The organism is Ensifer adhaerens (assembly GCF_028993555.1).
In the GTDB taxonomy this organism is placed as follows: Bacteria; Pseudomonadota; Alphaproteobacteria; order Rhizobiales; family Rhizobiaceae; genus Ensifer; species Ensifer adhaerens_I.
The window spans coordinates 1,771,486-1,785,489 of the sequence record NZ_CP118610.1 but is presented as its reverse complement, the minus strand read 5'-3'; the positions used below and the strand labels follow the sequence as shown (position 1 = coordinate 1,785,489).

12 protein-coding genes are annotated in these 14,004 nt (G+C 63.1%); 7 read left to right on the top strand and 5 right to left on the bottom strand.

The window, feature by feature from the left end:
* The first annotated feature begins 192 nt into the window (after positions 1–192).
* The 4 genes from PWG15_RS08630 to PWG15_RS08615 all read left to right on the top strand — a co-directional run bounded on the left by PWG15_RS08630 (position 193) and on the right by PWG15_RS08615 (position 5,264).
* Complete coding sequence (locus tag PWG15_RS08630) at positions 193–2,514, top strand: OmpA family protein (protein ID WP_275023988.1); 2,322 nt, start codon at positions 193–195, stop codon at positions 2,512–2,514.
* Positions 2,515–2,662: 148 nt separating this feature from the next.
* Positions 2,663–3,406, top strand: a complete 744-nt coding sequence (locus tag PWG15_RS08625) for a polysaccharide deacetylase family protein (RefSeq protein WP_275023987.1) — start codon at positions 2,663–2,665, stop codon at positions 3,404–3,406.
* A gap of 260 nt (positions 3,407–3,666) precedes the next feature.
* Positions 3,667–4,749, top strand: a complete 1,083-nt coding sequence (locus PWG15_RS08620) for a tetratricopeptide repeat protein (RefSeq protein ID WP_275023986.1) — start codon at positions 3,667–3,669, stop codon at positions 4,747–4,749.
* Positions 4,659–5,264, top strand: coding sequence for a tetratricopeptide repeat protein (locus tag PWG15_RS08615; protein WP_275023985.1), 606 nt, complete (start codon positions 4,659–4,661; stop codon positions 5,262–5,264). Before PWG15_RS08620 ends, PWG15_RS08615 begins: the two co-directional genes overlap by 91 nt.
* Positions 5,265–5,285: 21 nt before the next feature.
* Here the strand turns inward: PWG15_RS08615 and mobB are convergent, their stop codons facing one another.
* The 3 genes from mobB to PWG15_RS08600 are packed head-to-tail and all read right to left on the bottom strand — an operon-like array spanning position 5,286 to position 7,388.
* The gene (gene mobB, locus PWG15_RS08610; protein WP_275023984.1) at positions 5,286–5,813 is read right to left on the bottom strand and encodes a molybdopterin-guanine dinucleotide biosynthesis protein B; all 528 of its coding nucleotides are present in this window, start codon (positions 5,811–5,813) and stop codon (positions 5,286–5,288) included.
* Complete coding sequence (gene mobA / locus PWG15_RS08605; RefSeq protein WP_425536742.1) at positions 5,810–6,469, bottom strand: molybdenum cofactor guanylyltransferase MobA; 660 nt, start codon at positions 6,467–6,469, stop codon at positions 5,810–5,812. The genes mobB and mobA overlap by 4 nt, the downstream gene beginning before the upstream one ends.
* Before the next feature lie 10 nt (positions 6,470–6,479).
* Entirely contained in the window at positions 6,480–7,388 is a 909-nt protein-coding gene (locus PWG15_RS08600; RefSeq protein ID WP_275023983.1) for a DMT family transporter, read from the bottom strand.
* 445 nt (positions 7,389–7,833) lie between these two features.
* Here PWG15_RS08600 and PWG15_RS08595 point away from each other — a divergent pair, with 445 nt between their 5' ends.
* On the top strand, positions 7,834–10,377 hold the full coding sequence (locus PWG15_RS08595) for a methyl-accepting chemotaxis protein (RefSeq protein ID WP_275023982.1): 2,544 nt from the start codon (positions 7,834–7,836) through the stop codon (positions 10,375–10,377).
* Positions 10,378–10,757: 380 nt separating this feature from the next.
* On the opposite strand, the gene moaA is transcribed toward PWG15_RS08595, so the two are convergent.
* Positions 10,758–11,807 carry a GTP 3',8-cyclase MoaA gene (moaA, locus tag PWG15_RS08590; RefSeq protein ID WP_275023981.1) on the bottom strand — a complete coding sequence of 350 codons (1,050 nt, stop codon included), beginning with the start codon at positions 11,805–11,807 and terminating at the stop codon, positions 10,758–10,760.
* Positions 11,808–12,057: 250 nt separating this feature from the next.
* Here moaA and PWG15_RS08585 point away from each other — a divergent pair, with 250 nt between their 5' ends.
* Positions 12,058–12,432, top strand: coding sequence for a gamma-butyrobetaine hydroxylase family protein (locus PWG15_RS08585; RefSeq protein ID WP_275023979.1), 375 nt, complete (start codon positions 12,058–12,060; stop codon positions 12,430–12,432).
* Between the two features lie 113 nt (positions 12,433–12,545).
* Here PWG15_RS08585 and PWG15_RS08580 read toward each other — a convergent pair whose 3' ends face one another.
* The gene (locus PWG15_RS08580; RefSeq protein ID WP_275023978.1) at positions 12,546–13,028 is read right to left on the bottom strand and encodes a MarR family winged helix-turn-helix transcriptional regulator; all 483 of its coding nucleotides are present in this window, start codon (positions 13,026–13,028) and stop codon (positions 12,546–12,548) included.
* A gap of 47 nt (positions 13,029–13,075) precedes the next feature.
* Here PWG15_RS08580 and PWG15_RS08575 point away from each other — a divergent pair, with 47 nt between their 5' ends.
* Positions 13,076–13,984 carry an alpha/beta fold hydrolase gene (locus PWG15_RS08575; RefSeq protein ID WP_275023977.1) on the top strand — a complete coding sequence of 303 codons (909 nt, stop codon included), beginning with the start codon at positions 13,076–13,078 and terminating at the stop codon, positions 13,982–13,984.
* Positions 13,985–14,004: the final 20 nt, after the last annotated feature.

The window sequence follows — 14,004 nt, the reverse complement described above, 5'->3', positions numbered from 1 at the left end:
CTAGCCCTTGTCAAGGAACCGGCGCGCGGCTCGGGCATTGCACTTGACGGCGCGTGTCGCCGGCAACACAAAAAAGCCGGAACCTTGGGTCAAGGCCCCGTGAGTATTCGCGTTCGCATCGATTCTTGGGCGTGTCACACACCGGGAAGAAGATGCGGGACCAGGACCTCCCAAGAAGAGGAAGGAAGACAAATGTCGATTCGATCCAAACTGTTTGCAACCGTCGCGCTGCCGGTGCTGTCGGTGTCCGTGGCGGTTCCGCCCGCTGTCGCCGACAACCTGATGAAGCCATTCGAGGTTGCACAGGAGGGTGGCGGTCAGTCTGACGAAGAGCTGCTGCTGCAGCAGCAGCGTCAGGCTGAAGAGGAGGCAGCACGTCAGGCTGCCGAACAACAGAAGGCTGCTGAGGAAGAGGCTGCCCGTGCGGCCGCTGAACAGCAGAAGGCTGCCGAGGAAGAGGCTGCCCGTGCGGCCGCTGAACAGCAGAAGGCTGCCGAGGAAGAGGCTGCCCGCGCAGCCGCCGAACAGCAGAAGGCTGCCGAGGAAGAGGCTGCCCGCGCAGCCGCCGAACAGCAGAAGGCTGCCGAGGAAGAGGCTGCCCGCGCAGCCGCCGAACAGCAGAAGGCTGCCGAGGAAGAGGCTGCCCGCGCAGCCGCCGAACAGCAGAAGGCCGCCGAGGAAGAGGCTGCCCGTGCGGCCGCTGAACAGCAGAAGGCTGCCGAGGAAGAAGCAGCCCGTGCGGCCGCTGAGCAACAGAAGGCGGCTGAGGAGCAAAAGGCGGCTGAAGAGCAAAAGGCTGCAGAAGAGCAAAAGGCCGCCGACGAGCAAAAGGCCGCCGACGAGCAGAAGGCTGCGGAAGACGAAGCTGCCCGTCAGGCTGCTGAACAGCAGAAGGCAGCCGAAGAACAGAAGGCTGCAGAAGAGCAGAAGGCTGCCGAGCAGGCTCAGCCCGGCACCTGCGTCGTGCCGGAAGGTCAGGATGCATCCACCGCATGCCCGCCGGAAGGTGGCAAGGCAGCCGAACAGCCTGCGACCACAGAGGAGCAGAATGTAGGCGAGCAGCCTGCGCCGAGCGAAACGGCGCCGGGCACCGAGCAGCAACCCCAGACCGGCGAAGGCCAGCCTGTGCCCGGCACAGAGCAGCCGCAGACCGGTGAAGGCCAGGTGGTCCCAGGGACCGAGCAGCCGGCCACCGCCGAGCAGCAGCCGCAGGTGCAGCAGCCAGTTCCGGAAGTGGTCGATACCCGCACGGAAGAAGAAAAGGTGAAGATCGCCGAAGACCCGGCGGCGACCGATGAGACCGTGGTTCTGCCGGTCGAAAACGGTGCGGCCGTGCTCGACAGCGACAAGGACGCGGACAATACCGGCGGCAACCAGGCGCGCGAAGAGCGCCAGAAGCTGCGTGAAGAGCTGCGTGCCAAGGAAGAAGATGCGCCGCCGCCGGCTGACGATGCGGCCGCCCAGGCTGCCATCGCTGCTGAAATCCCGGCCGACCTGCCGCAGAAGATCGAGGCGAACCTCAACGAAAAGGGCACGCGCGTCGATGAGGCGCCGGTGTTCGTGGTTCCGGAGACGACCAACATCGTCAACAACACGATCATCAACAACACGGTGATCAACAACAACACGACCGTCAACAACATCACCAACAACATTACCGAGGTGAAGGTGGTCGAACAGGTCGACAACCGCGTCATCCTCGGCGTCGGCGACCAGATCTTCGTGCGTGGCGACGACCGTCCGCGCCTGCGCCACGATGCGGAAGAGACCTACTACGACCAGCTTCCGCGTGGCCGCACCCGCGAAACCATCCTGCGTCCGGGCGGCTACCGGATCGTCACCGTCTACAACCGTTACGGCGACATCCTGCAGCGTTCGCGTGTTGACCGCGACGGCAATGAGTACCTGATGATCTATGCGCCTGAGCGCGACGAAGGTCCGCGCCCGGCTATAATCGACGTCGGCTACGAACTGCCGCCGATGCGCCTGCGCATCCCGGTGCGTGACTATATCGCCGACGTTTCGGACGATCCGGACCGTGACTACTACGAGTTCCTGTCCGAGCCGCCAGTGGAGCGTGTCGAACGCGTCTATACGATGGACGAGGTCCGTCACTCCGCGCGTCTGCGCGACAAGGTCCGCCGCGTCGACCTCGACACGATCACTTTCCCGACGGGCAGTGCCGAGGTGTCGATGTCGCAGGCCAAGACCATGCGCAAGGTCGCAGCGGCGATGGAGAAGGTCCTGGCCAAGGACCCGGGCGAAACCTTCTTCATCGAAGGCCACACCGACGCTGTCGGTTCCGATCGCTCGAACCTCGTGCTTTCGGACAAGCGCGCCGAATCGGTCGCTTCGCTGCTGACCGAAGTCTACGGCATTCCGCCGGAAAACCTGGTCACCCAGGGCTACGGTGAGCGCTTCCTGAAGGTGCGCACTGAGGACGCCGAACAGCAGAACCGTCGCGTCACCATTCGCCGCGTGACCCCGCTGGTTCGCCCGGTCGCGCAGCGCTAAGCAACCTTCGCGCAGCGCTGATCAAAGTCGCGTAGCGCTGATCAAGCTCCGGGCAGGATTGCCCGGTTAACTCTCGGAAACCCGCCTCGCAAAAGGCGGGTTTCCGTCGTTTGATATTCCTTCTCAGCATTTCACTCCCCGGATTGCCATGAAAGCCTTTGCCCTCGCGTTTCTCGCCGCAACCACCCTCGCTCAATCGGCCAGCGCCGCGCCCGGTCTCGTAGAGCCGGATTTGCGGCTGCCGTCCAATCCGGCTGGCAAGAGTGCGCAGCCGCGTGTCGCGCTGACGCTCGATGCCTGCAGCGGCGCGACCGACATGCGTATCCTTGGAACCCTGATCGAAAACCGCATTCCAGCGACGATCTTCGTCACCGCGCGCTGGCTGAAGCGCAACGGGCTCGTGGTCGAGGTGATGAAGGCGCATCCGGACCTGTTCGAAATCGAGGATCACGGCGCCATGCACGTGCCGCCGATCGACGTGAAGGTCTCGGTCTATGGTCTGGCGGCGGCCGGCTCGGAAGCGGCGGTTGCGGCCGAAGTCGATGGCGGCGCCAAGGCGATCGAGGCGCACGGCCTTCCGGCACCGCACTGGTTCCGTGGCGCAACGGCGAAATACAGCCATTCGTCGATGAGCCAGATCCGTGCCATGGGTTATCGCATCGCCGGCTATTCGGTGAATGGCGACGGCGGCTCGCTGCTCGGGGCCGCTCTCGCCGAGAAGCGCATCCGCAATGCCAAGGACGGCGACGTCATCATCGCCCATATCAACCAGCCGACCCATTCCGCCGGCGCGGGCGTCGCCCGGGGCATCCTCGATCTGAAGGCGAAGGGCTACAGCTTCGTCCGTCTCAACGACATTCCGGACGAAATGACCGTCGGCGCGACGAATTGACGGCCATTGGCGGCTAGCGGCTGAAAATATCCGTCAGAGAGTGGACGGTGCCGGACGACATCCTTGGCGTCCGACATTTTCAGAGTATGGCGGCGTTCCATGCTCTGCAAGTGCGGTGAATTGCGCGGCCAAATACAGCTTGCTTCGTGGCTATGAAAGGCCATTGCTCGACGCGTCGAAGCGGTCTGTCGAAATCCATTTTCCGTTGCCGGAGTCTCTCCATAGGCTGGTGGCGCTAGGCGCCTGGCTTGGAGGGATGGATGAAACGTATCGTCTTTGGGCTCGTCGTCGCGTTGCTGTTGCAGGTTTGCTTGGCCGCGCGTGCCGATGGCGCAGGCACGGCATTGGCACCGTTCGAGCAGGTGCAGGAGCGTGCGGAAGCGGGCGATGTCGAGGCGCAGGTGGATGTGGGCATGCGCTATCAGACCGGCGAGGGCGTTGCGCGCGACGTCATGAAGGCCATCGGCTGGTATCGCACGCCGGCCGAGAAGGGCAACGCGAAAGCGCAGTTCTTGCTTGGTGCGATCTATTTCAACGGTGCCGATGGCGTGAAGCAGAACTATGCCGAGGCGCTGCGCTGGTTCCGTCTCGCCGCCGATCAGAACACACCGGCCGCCCAATACAATCTCGGGGTCCACTACGAAAATGGGTTTGGTGTCGCCAAGGACGACGCGCAGGCCGTTGCCTACTATCGGCTGGCAGCGGAACAGGGGTATGCCTTGGCCCAATACAACCTCGGTTACCTGCTTCAGGAGGGGCGCGGCACGACGCGCGATGCGGCCGCGGCCCTTGAATGGTATAGGAAGGCGGCGGACCAGGGTCTGGTCATGGCAATGCACAATCTGTCCATCGCCTATTTTCAAGGAAACGGCACGCTGAAGAATGACGCGGAAGCCTATCGGTGGACGTCGCGAACCGCGATCGCCGGCGAGGCTCGCGCTCAGTACAATCTCGGCTTCATGTACGAGAAAGGGGCTGGTGTCGAACGCAATCTGGCCGAAGCGCTGCGCTGGTATCTGCGCGCGGCCGAGCAGGGAGATGTTGACGGCCAAGCGAATGCCGGCCGGCTCTATTTCAACAATGAGGCCGGGCGGGTCAATGCCAAGGAGGGCGTTCGCTGGCTTCGGCCTGCGGCGGACGCCGGCCACAAGGACGCGCAGAACCTGCTCTGCGGTGTTTACGTGCGGGCCTTCGGCGTCGGGCGCGACGATCGGGAGGCGGTGACCTGGTGCCGCAAGGCGGCCGACCGGGCATGGCCTCGGCGCAGGTGGATCTGGCGATCCTCCATATGCTGGGGCGCGGCGTCAGGAAGGATAAGGCTCGGGCGTTCGAGTTGTTCCTGAAGGCGGCAATGCAGGGCAATCCGCAGGCCCAGATGAATGTCGGCGTCATGTATCTTAGGGGGGATGGCGTTGCTGAAAACTACGCGGAAGCGCACCACTGGTTCCTGAAGCTCGCAGAGCGCGGAGATCCCAAGGGGCAATTCAACCTGGCGGTCATGTATGCCAACGGCCAGGGTCTCGAGAAGAACGTGAAGGAAGCGGCGCGGCTCTACAAGCTTTCGGCCGAGCAGGGCTATGCCCTGGCGCAGTACCAACTTGGCATGGCCTATCTCAGTGGTATCGGCGCTGAAATCGACGCTGCGGCTGCCGTCAGGTGGTTCCGCAAGGCCGCCGAACAGGGAAATGCCGACGCGCAGTTCAATCTCGGCATCGCCTATGCCAGAGGTGACGGGGTGGAGAAGGATCTTTCGGCTGCCGCGAAATGGTATGCCAAGGCGGCTGCGCAAGGGATGCAGAAGGCGCAGCAACTGCTCGACGGGCTACCGAAAGAGTATCGCGACGCCCAGAAGCCGTGACCCTGGCCCCTGGCTCTTTGGTCAGGAAGAGGTGTCCTTGCGCTGCAGGTTTACGACGTTCTCGACGAAATCGGCGATCGCCGTGGTGTCGTCGAGGTCAAAGACCGGAAGGTCGCTGTCAGCGACCCGGTGATCGGCCGCAATCGCGCAGATGTGGGGATCAGTGGGGGCCAGTGGCTCGCGGTTCGCCGATTCAAGGCGTCGCGCTTCGATCTTCGGGATCGGTTCGCGTTTGTAGCCTTCGACGAGCACGAGGTCGCAAGGGGCAAGCCGTGCAAGGATATCCTCGAAGGAAGGCTCCGGTGCACCGCGCAATTCATGCATGATGGCAAAACGCGTGCCGGAGACGATCGTCACCTCATGGGCGCCGGCCTCGCGATGGCGGTAGCTGTCGGCGCCGACCTTGTCGATGTCGAAATCGTGGTGCGCGTGCTTGACGGTGGAAACGACATAGCCACGCTGCGTCAATTCCGTGACGAGCCGCACCATCAGCCCGGTCTTGCCGGAGTTCTTCCAGCCGGCGATGCCGAAAATCTTCATCGCGCTCATGCTTTTCCACCTTCGAACAAATTCAACCATTCCTCCGCCTCGGTGAGATCCGCAGGCGTGTTGACGTTGAAGAAGGGATCAAACGCACCCTTCGACGTCATGATGACCGGAAAATCGACCGTTACCGAGGCATGGCGTTCGATAAAGGCACGGACGCGCCGCTTCGGGTCGTTCTTCATCCAACTCTCCAGATCGTCCGCGAGCGCAACTGGCCAGAGTGCGAACAGCGGATGCATCTGGCCGGCGGATGCCGCAACGGCAATCTGTTGACGCCGGGTCAGGGCGCCGATCAGTCGTGCGACGAGGTCGTCCGGAAAGAAAGGCGTGTCGGTCGGAACGACCACGACATGGGATGCTTTCGGCGTGCTCGCCGCCACATGGCGCATGGCCGTCAGCACGCCGGCGAGCGGCCCGAGAAAGCCTGGAACCGTGTCGGCAATCACGGCAAGGTCGCCGATCGACCCGTCCGGTGGTTCGGTATTGAGGTTGACCGCGACATTCGTAACCTGGGGCCGAAGGCGCTCGATGATCCGCGCAAGCATCGTGCTGCCACCCAGGGAAAGGCGAGACTTCGGGCTTCCCATACGGCGCGACAATCCGCCGGCGAGGATGACGGCCGGTAGGGGGGTGCTGATCAGGGGTGACGTGTCCAGCATCGGGCGGCTCCTATTCCAGCGGGCCGGTCAGCGAGCGCTGGGCAACAGCTTTCCGGCCACGCAAGGTCTCGCGGTAGAAGGTGTAGAGGCCCGAACCGATGATGACCGCAACGCCGACCAGCATCCAGGTGTCCGGTACTTCCGCAAAGAAGAAGATGCCGATCGCGATCGACCAGATCAGGCTGGTGTAGCGGAAGGGCGCGATGACAGAAATATCGCCAGCGCGCATTGCCAGCACGATCGTCTGGTAACCGAGCATCAACAGGATGCTCGCGGCGGCGATGTGACTGAGTGTCGTCGCCGACATCGGCTGCCAGCCACCCATCGGCTGGATGAGAACGGCGCCGACGATGGTCGTGACGAGCGAGGTGGACACGGTGATGTAGAGCGAGGGCACCTCATGGCCGATGCGCCGCGTACAGAGATCGCGTGTCGCGGTCACGAACACACAGGCGACGACGGTCAGCGCCGCCGGCGTGAAGCCCTCTGGACCGGGGCGAAGCACGATCAGCACGCCGATGAAACCGGCGATGATCGCCGTCCAGCGCCGCCAGCCGACCGGTTCTCCGAGAAAGAGGGCGGCGCCGAGCGTGACCGCCAGAGGCAGCGCCTGCATGATCGCCGAGGCATTGGCGAGCGGGATCTGGCCAAGCGCGGAGATGTAGGTGACCGAGGCCAGTGCCTCCATCGCGATGCGCAGCAGGATCACCGGCCTCATCAGGGTGCGCAGCGGCCGAAAGGCGCGAAACTGCCAGGCTGCGAGCACGACCATCAGCGTGGTCAGCAGCCCGCGCACGAAGATGATCTGGCCCACATTCATCGCACCGGTGACGGATTTGACCAGGGCGTCGTTGCAGGAGAACGTGACCATCGCCAGGCACATGAAAAGAATGCCACGGAAATTGGTGGAGGCGTGCATGCTGGCTGTCCTGCGGCGCCGGCGAGCGGGCTTCGCTGTCGACGGATGGGAGGCGAATCCACGAGATGGGATCGCCCAATGTTTAAGCATCGGCCGAGGTCTTGTGCAAACGGCTTCGCACGCGCCAGTCGCTTTTTCTTTCAGCGCAAATAGAAAGGCCGGGGTCAACTGCCAGGAAGACTGAAGTCAGCTGGTAAAACCGCCGCTCGCGAACATGAGCTTATTCGCGGAATCTTAAGTTTCGCTGCCTATCGTCGCCACAATTCCGCATCCATTCGCATGACGCGATCGGCGGGGTGGCGCCGCAATTAACCTTGCAGGGTGGCCATTCCAGGGATGTCTGCCAAGGGCTTGGGAGAGCCTATGGCATTCGTCCCATCGGTGTTTCCACCAAGAATGCCGCCGCGCGGGCCTGCTTCCCATAAGAATAATTCAGGGGTGCGCAATGTCTTTCATCGATCGCCTGCTGCAGCGCTTGCGGATCGTCACCAAGGTTCTGCTTTTCGTGGTTCCGCTCGTGGCGCTGATCGCCGGTATTGGTCTCATTGGCTTCTTCACTGCTCGCACGCTCAACGGGCATATGACCGTGACGCGGGAAACCATCAACAACCTCTCGGATTTCCAGGCGCTCCGCAGCGCGCTGCAGGCCTTTGCCGATGCGCCGAGCGAGGAAACGAAAACGGCACTCGCGGGCCAGATCGACGAGCAGGAAAGCGGCGTGAGAGCGCTCGACGGCCTTCTGACGCGTGGTCAGGACAAGGCGGAGATCGCCTCGGTGCTGGCGCTGGGTGGCACGATGCGCAGCCAGACAGACAAGCTCTGGGCGACCAAGCTCGAACGGGACCAGGTGACGGCGTCGCTCGAAGCGGCGCTTGCCGACATGACCGAGCAGGGCAACACCGCCTACAAGCAGATCGACATCATCCGCAAGGAATCCGGTGAGAAGGAAGCCTTCGCCAAGGCGCTGCTCTTCGATGCCGCCGCCTACCAGGGCCTTGCCGAGCGCATCAAGAAATTCCGCCTGCCGGTAACCATGGCCGTCAATCCGGACGCCAAGATTGACCAGGCGGGCAAGCTCTTGCCGCATCTCCTGAAGCAGATCGACGAGGCGGAAAAGATCGCCTCGGAAAAGGTGCAGGCACCGATTGCGGAAGTGAAGGAGCAGGCGCTCAAGGTTCAGGCGATCCTTGCCGGTGCCGAAGACAGCGAGGCGAAGAAGAACGCGCTGGTGCCGATCCTCAGCAAGTTCTCCAAGTATGAAGCGGACTTCGCCAAGGAAGCCGCCAAGAATTCGGACACGGCGGCCAAGCGCTTCGTCGGCATGGATGCCGAGATTTCGCAGTTGAAGACGCTGATCGCGCTGATGGGCGACACCTTCAAGGGGCTCGACAGCACGCGGTTGCATATCAGCGAGTTGCATCGCAAGCTCGATGCGGCGGGCCGCGAGCCGGTCATGGCCGACCTCCAGGCGGTTCGCGAAACGGCGGGCAAGCTCGGCGAACTCGGTGGCAAGAACGCGGCGCTCCGCGATCTTCCGGCGAAGCTCGGCCCCTCGCTCGACAATATCGACAAGGGCACTGCGGCGCTGATCGATGTCGGCGGTCGCTGGCAGGCAGCGAAGGCGGAAGCCTCGGCCCTCGTGGCCACGGCCAGCACCACGCTCGAAAGCTTCGTCAGCAGTGCGCAGGAAGCGGGCAAGGTCGACAGCCAGCGTTCGGCCGATATCTCCATCGTTGCCATGATTGCCGGCACGTTGCTTGCCATCATCGGCGGCCTGATGTTGGTCGAGACTTTGCGCGGCCCGCTAAAGCGCGTGACCGAAACGATGACCCGGCTTGCCAATGGCGATCTCGAGGTTGCCATCGAGGGCCGCAACCGCGGCGACGAAATCGGCGACATGGTGCGCTCGGTCGCCGTGTTCCGCGACAATGCCGTCGAGAACGTGCGACTGGGACGCGAGGCCGAAGCCGCACGCGCGCTGTCAGCCGATGAGGAGGCGCGCCGCGCCGCAGAGCGTGCCCGGATCGAAGCCGAGCAGATGCAGGCGCTGAACGCGCTCTCGGATGTTCTGGCAGCCCTCGCTGACGGAAACCTCGAGGAAGGCATGGCCGAAGACCTGCCGGCCGACTATGTCATCATGGCCCGTACCTACAACAATGCGGTGGAGGCGCTCAGGGCGACGCTGGCCGACGTCCGCGTCGTCACCGGCGAGATCACCGGCGGTACCGGGAACCTTGCATCATCGGCGGACGACCTGGCACGCCGCACCGAGCAGCAGGCTGCTGCGCTCGAGGAAAGCTCACGGGCACTTCGCCAATTGACGGAGATCGTCCGTGCGACGGCCGACAGCGCCCGCAAGACAACGGTTTCGGTCGGCGAAACCAACTCCTATGCCAAGCATTCCGGTCAGGTGGTCGCCAAGGCGATCGACGCGATGGCAGAAATCAACCGCTCGTCTGAAAAGATCAGCACGATCATCGGCGTCATCGACGAGATCGCCTTCCAGACGAATCTTCTGGCTCTCAATGCCGGCGTCGAGGCGGCGCGGGCAGGCGAGGCGGGCCGCGGCTTTGCCGTCGTGGCGCAGGAAGTGCGCGAGCTTGCCCAGCGTTGCGCAGGAGCTGCCCGCGAGATCAAGGGGCTGATCTCCGAGAGTTCGGCACAGGTGAGGAGCGGCGTGGCTCTGGTGCAGGAAACCGGCGATGCGCTCACCGTCATCAACAGCCACATCACTACGATCCACGACCTCGTCAGCAACATCGAGGCTTCGGCCGCCGACCAGTACACGGGCCTCAACGAGGTGAACTCGGCCGTGCACGAGGTCGAGCTGATCACTCAGCAGAACGCCGCCATGGTCGAGGAGAATACTGCCGAGATCCATGGCCTGCGCCGGCAGGTGGAAATGCTCAACGAAAAGATCGAGCGTTTCCGGACCGGCACCGATGGTATCGGTGCGCAGGCGCAGCGGCGTCGGAGCTACGCTGCCTGATCCCGGCCGGCCTGGCGGCCTTTGTCGCCGGCGGCTGGCCCTCATCATCACCCTTTCCCCGCTGGCGGGGAGAGGGACCTGTCCAACGGCATGGACTGACCTCGGCTGAGGTCGCGGCAAGGGCTCTGCCCATATCGATGTGGAATACCGTGAGGGGGACGACGATTTCTCCTCACGCTTCTCCCCTGATGAGGGAGAAGATGCCGGCAGGCGGAAGAGGGGCCGCCTGCCGGAAATTTCAAGCGCCAGCCATGCCCCGCATGTTCTTCACGGCGCAGCCGACTACGGACAAAAGCTGTAGGTGTTCGAAGTGCACAGCGAACCTTGCGCCACGCAAAAGCCGTGCGGCGCTGTAGATTCCCAATCAAGGAAAAGTACGATCAGCCGCCGGTGACGCTCATGTGGCGGGCGACGGCCGGGCGATTGTGCTCCCGGTCGATGATGAAGTCGTGGCCCTTCGGCTTGCGGCCGATCGCTTCGTCGATCACCTGGCTCAGATAGGCATCGTCTTCGGAGGCCCTGAGCGCAGTGCGCAGGTCAGCGGCATCGTTCTGGCCGAGGCACATGTAGAGCGTGCCGGTGCAGGTGAGGCGAACGCGGTTGCAGCTCTCGCAGAAGTTATGCGTCATCGGCGTGATCAGGCCGAGCCGTCCGCCGGTTTCGGCGACCTCGAGATAGCGGGCAGGGCCACCGGTGCGATAGGGAATATCGGAGAAGGTGAATCTCTCTTCCAATTGCCGGCGCATCTCGGAGAGGGGCATGTAGTGGTCGGTGCGGTCTTCCTCGATCTCGCCCATCGGCATGGTTTCGATCAGCGTCAGATCCATGCCGCGGCCGTGGGCCCAGCACATGAGATCCGGGATCTCGGCGTCGTTGAAACCCTTCAGCGCCACCGCGTTGATCTTGATCTTGAGGCCGGCGGCCTGGGCCGCGTCGATGCCTTCCATGACCTTGGAGAGATCACCCCAGCGGGTAATGTGATGGAATTTTGCCGGATCGAGCGTGTCGAGCGAGACGTTGATGCGCTTGACGCCGCAGTCGGCGAGCTCTGCCGCATATTTCGCCAGTTGCGAGCCATTGGTCGTCAGCGTCAGTTCGTCGAGTCGACCGGCATCGATCTCCTTGCCGAGTTCGCGCACCAGAAACATGATGTTCTTGCGCACCAGCGGTTCACCGCCGGTGAGCCGCAGCTTGCGCACGCCCTTGGCGATGAAGGCGGAACAGAGCCGCTGTAATTCTTCAAGCGTCAGCAGATCCTTCTTCGGCAGGAAGGTCATGTGTTCCGCCATGCAATAGGTGCAGCGGAAATCGCAGCGATCGGTCACGGACACGCGCAGATAGGTGATCGCCCGGCCGAATGGGTCGATCATCGGAGCAATATTCTGCTCTAGCGGCGCAGCGCCGTACCTATCTATCGTGGCTGTGTTCAAACGTCTTTCTCCCAGCGCTTTCAATGTCGTCGTCGAACCTGCTCGCGTCAAGGCGCATACTGTCGCAAAGTGTTGATCGGAAGAGCAGGGTAATTCTCGCCAGCCGATTTCTGCGCTAGTGCATACTTGTCCCGAAGTCAAAGCCGCTTCAGGGATAGGAGGTTTCAGCAAGCATGGTGCGATGAACCTTCAGCGGATCACGGCGAATGGACGGCATCGCGTTTGCCGTTCGCGAACAGGAGCAGGCAATATGAGCGAAATTTGGCCGACGGAACTGCGTGTCTCCAAGGATCGTCATCGGCTCGTCGTCACCTTCAATAATGGCGCATCCTTCGATCTCTCGGCGGAGATGCTGCGGGTGCTTTCGCCGTCTGCCGAAGTGCAGGGCCATGGGCCGGGCCAACGGGTGACGGTGCCAGGCAAGCGCAACGTGCAGATCATCTCGGTCCAGCCGACCGGCAACTATGCGGTACGCATCGGCTTTGATGACTTTCACGACACCGGCATTTTCACCTGGAGCTATCTGCACGAGCTCGGTGAAAAGGGCGCGGACCTGTTTGCCACCTACGAGCAGGAACTGGCCGACAAGGGCATGTCGCGCGACAAGGCCGAGAAGCCACGTTGACTGCCGCCGCGTCGCGCCTGCCTCCAGGCGCATAACGGTCGCCGTCCCACCGCGATTGCCGCATGTTCCTGTCGCTTGATCCGCTTGAGATCCAAGGCATGCAGTCGCCCGCGTCAGGCTAGCTCACCTTCCTCCTTCAAGAGAAGGCCGATCAGCCGTTCCATGGATCGGGCGACCACCAAGCAATCATCGATCGGCTCGTCGTCGAGCAATCTTTCGATCAGCGCCGTATGGATCTCCATGGCGGCCTCGGTCAGCGACCGGCCCTCCGGGGTCAGCGACAGCCTGAGCACCCGTTTGTCCTTCTCGTCGCCGCGGCGCAGGATCAGGCCGCGCTTTTCCAGCTGCGGCAACAGCATGCTCATGTTGGAGCGGCCAACCAGCAGTTTGCGTGCCAGTTCCTGCTGCGAAATGCCGTCGAAGCGGTAGAGGTTGATCAGGATATCGAGGTGCGGCGGCTTGATGTCGAGATGGGCGATTTCACGCGTCACCGTCTGCTGCATGAGCTGGCAGGCGCGCGCCACTGCGATCCAGCTGCGAAAGCGGGGATGGTCCCAGGGAAAATGATGTTCGCTCGTCACTTGATTTTTGTTCATCGTTGTACAATTATGTTCAGCATTGAACATATAAAGAGATTCCCACTATGGCATCCTTTGCGATCAAGGTCATCCGCAACGCGCTGAAAGGCGTCGCCGTCTTTTCACCCGAGACGGCGGGCCAGCTTGCCTTCCGGCTGTTCAGCGTCACGCCCGGCCGCAAGCCGAAGAATGCCAAGGAAAAGGCGGCGCTCGCGGCCGCGGCGCCGGTGATTGCCCAAGGGCAGCCGGTGACGCTTTCCTACGCCGGTGGCTGGGTGCTGGCGCGGCGGTTCGCAGCGCCGCGCGGTGCGGCGAACGCCAAGCGCATCCTCCTCGTGCATGGCTGGGGATCGCGCAGCGACTATCTGGCTGCGATGATCGAGGGCCTGGTCAAAGGCGGCGCCGAAGTGGTGACGCTCGACTGGCCGGGGCATGGCGGTTCTCCGGGGCGCACACTCACCATGCCCGCGGCGGTCAGGGCGATCGATGCCGCCTGGCGGCACTTCGGCAATTTCGACGTCTGCGTCGGTCATTCCTTTGGCGGCGGCAGCCTGGCTTGTGCGGCGGGTGGCATCGTCTGTGACGTGCGCAGCCATGTGGCCAAGAAGCTGGTGCTGATCGGCGCGCCGAGCGAGATGACCTGGCTTTTCAGGGGCTTCGGGAAAATTCTTCGCCTGACACCGAAGACGCAGGCCGCCTTCGAAGGTGTGGTTGAGCGTCTCTCAGGCCAACGCCTGGAGGAATTCGATGCCGCGCGGATCATCGGCGTCCTCGCCGTGCCGACGCTGATCGTCCACGCCGAGGACGACAAGGAGGTTGCGGCCGATCACGCGCGCCGCTACGCCGCCGCCGGGCCGAATGTCGAGATGTTCTGGGCAAACGGCTTTGGCCATCGCCGCATCGTTTCGGCCGCCCCGGTGATCGCGCGGATCAATACCTTCATACACGCGGAAGATCAAAAAGCCGCGGCCTGACACTTTTTCGTTGCTGTCGT

What these genes read in the sequence shown, in the direction of transcription:
- PWG15_RS08630 (WP_275023988.1), top strand. Translation starts at nt 193, where the DNA reads ATGTCGATTCGATCCAAACTGTTTGCAACCGTCGCGCTGCCGGTGCTG.
- PWG15_RS08625 (WP_275023987.1), top strand. Translation starts at nt 2,663, where the DNA reads ATGAAAGCCTTTGCCCTCGCGTTTCTCGCCGCAACCACCCTCGCTCAA.
- PWG15_RS08620 (WP_275023986.1), top strand. Translation starts at nt 3,667, where the DNA reads ATGAAACGTATCGTCTTTGGGCTCGTCGTCGCGTTGCTGTTGCAGGTT.
- PWG15_RS08615 (WP_275023985.1), top strand. Translation starts at nt 4,659, where the DNA reads ATGGCCTCGGCGCAGGTGGATCTGGCGATCCTCCATATGCTGGGGCGC.
- mobB (WP_275023984.1), bottom strand. Translation starts at nt 5,813, where the DNA reads ATGAGCGCGATGAAGATTTTCGGCATCGCCGGCTGGAAGAACTCCGGC.
- mobA (WP_425536742.1), bottom strand. Translation starts at nt 6,469, where the DNA reads ATGCTGGACACGTCACCCCTGATCAGCACCCCCCTACCGGCCGTCATC.
- PWG15_RS08600 (WP_275023983.1), bottom strand. Translation starts at nt 7,388, where the DNA reads ATGCACGCCTCCACCAATTTCCGTGGCATTCTTTTCATGTGCCTGGCG.
- PWG15_RS08595 (WP_275023982.1), top strand. Translation starts at nt 7,834, where the DNA reads ATGTCTTTCATCGATCGCCTGCTGCAGCGCTTGCGGATCGTCACCAAG.
- PWG15_RS08585 (WP_275023979.1), top strand. Translation starts at nt 12,058, where the DNA reads ATGAGCGAAATTTGGCCGACGGAACTGCGTGTCTCCAAGGATCGTCAT.
- PWG15_RS08580 (WP_275023978.1), bottom strand. Translation starts at nt 13,028, where the DNA reads ATGAACAAAAATCAAGTGACGAGCGAACATCATTTTCCCTGGGACCAT.
- PWG15_RS08575 (WP_275023977.1), top strand. Translation starts at nt 13,076, where the DNA reads ATGGCATCCTTTGCGATCAAGGTCATCCGCAACGCGCTGAAAGGCGTC.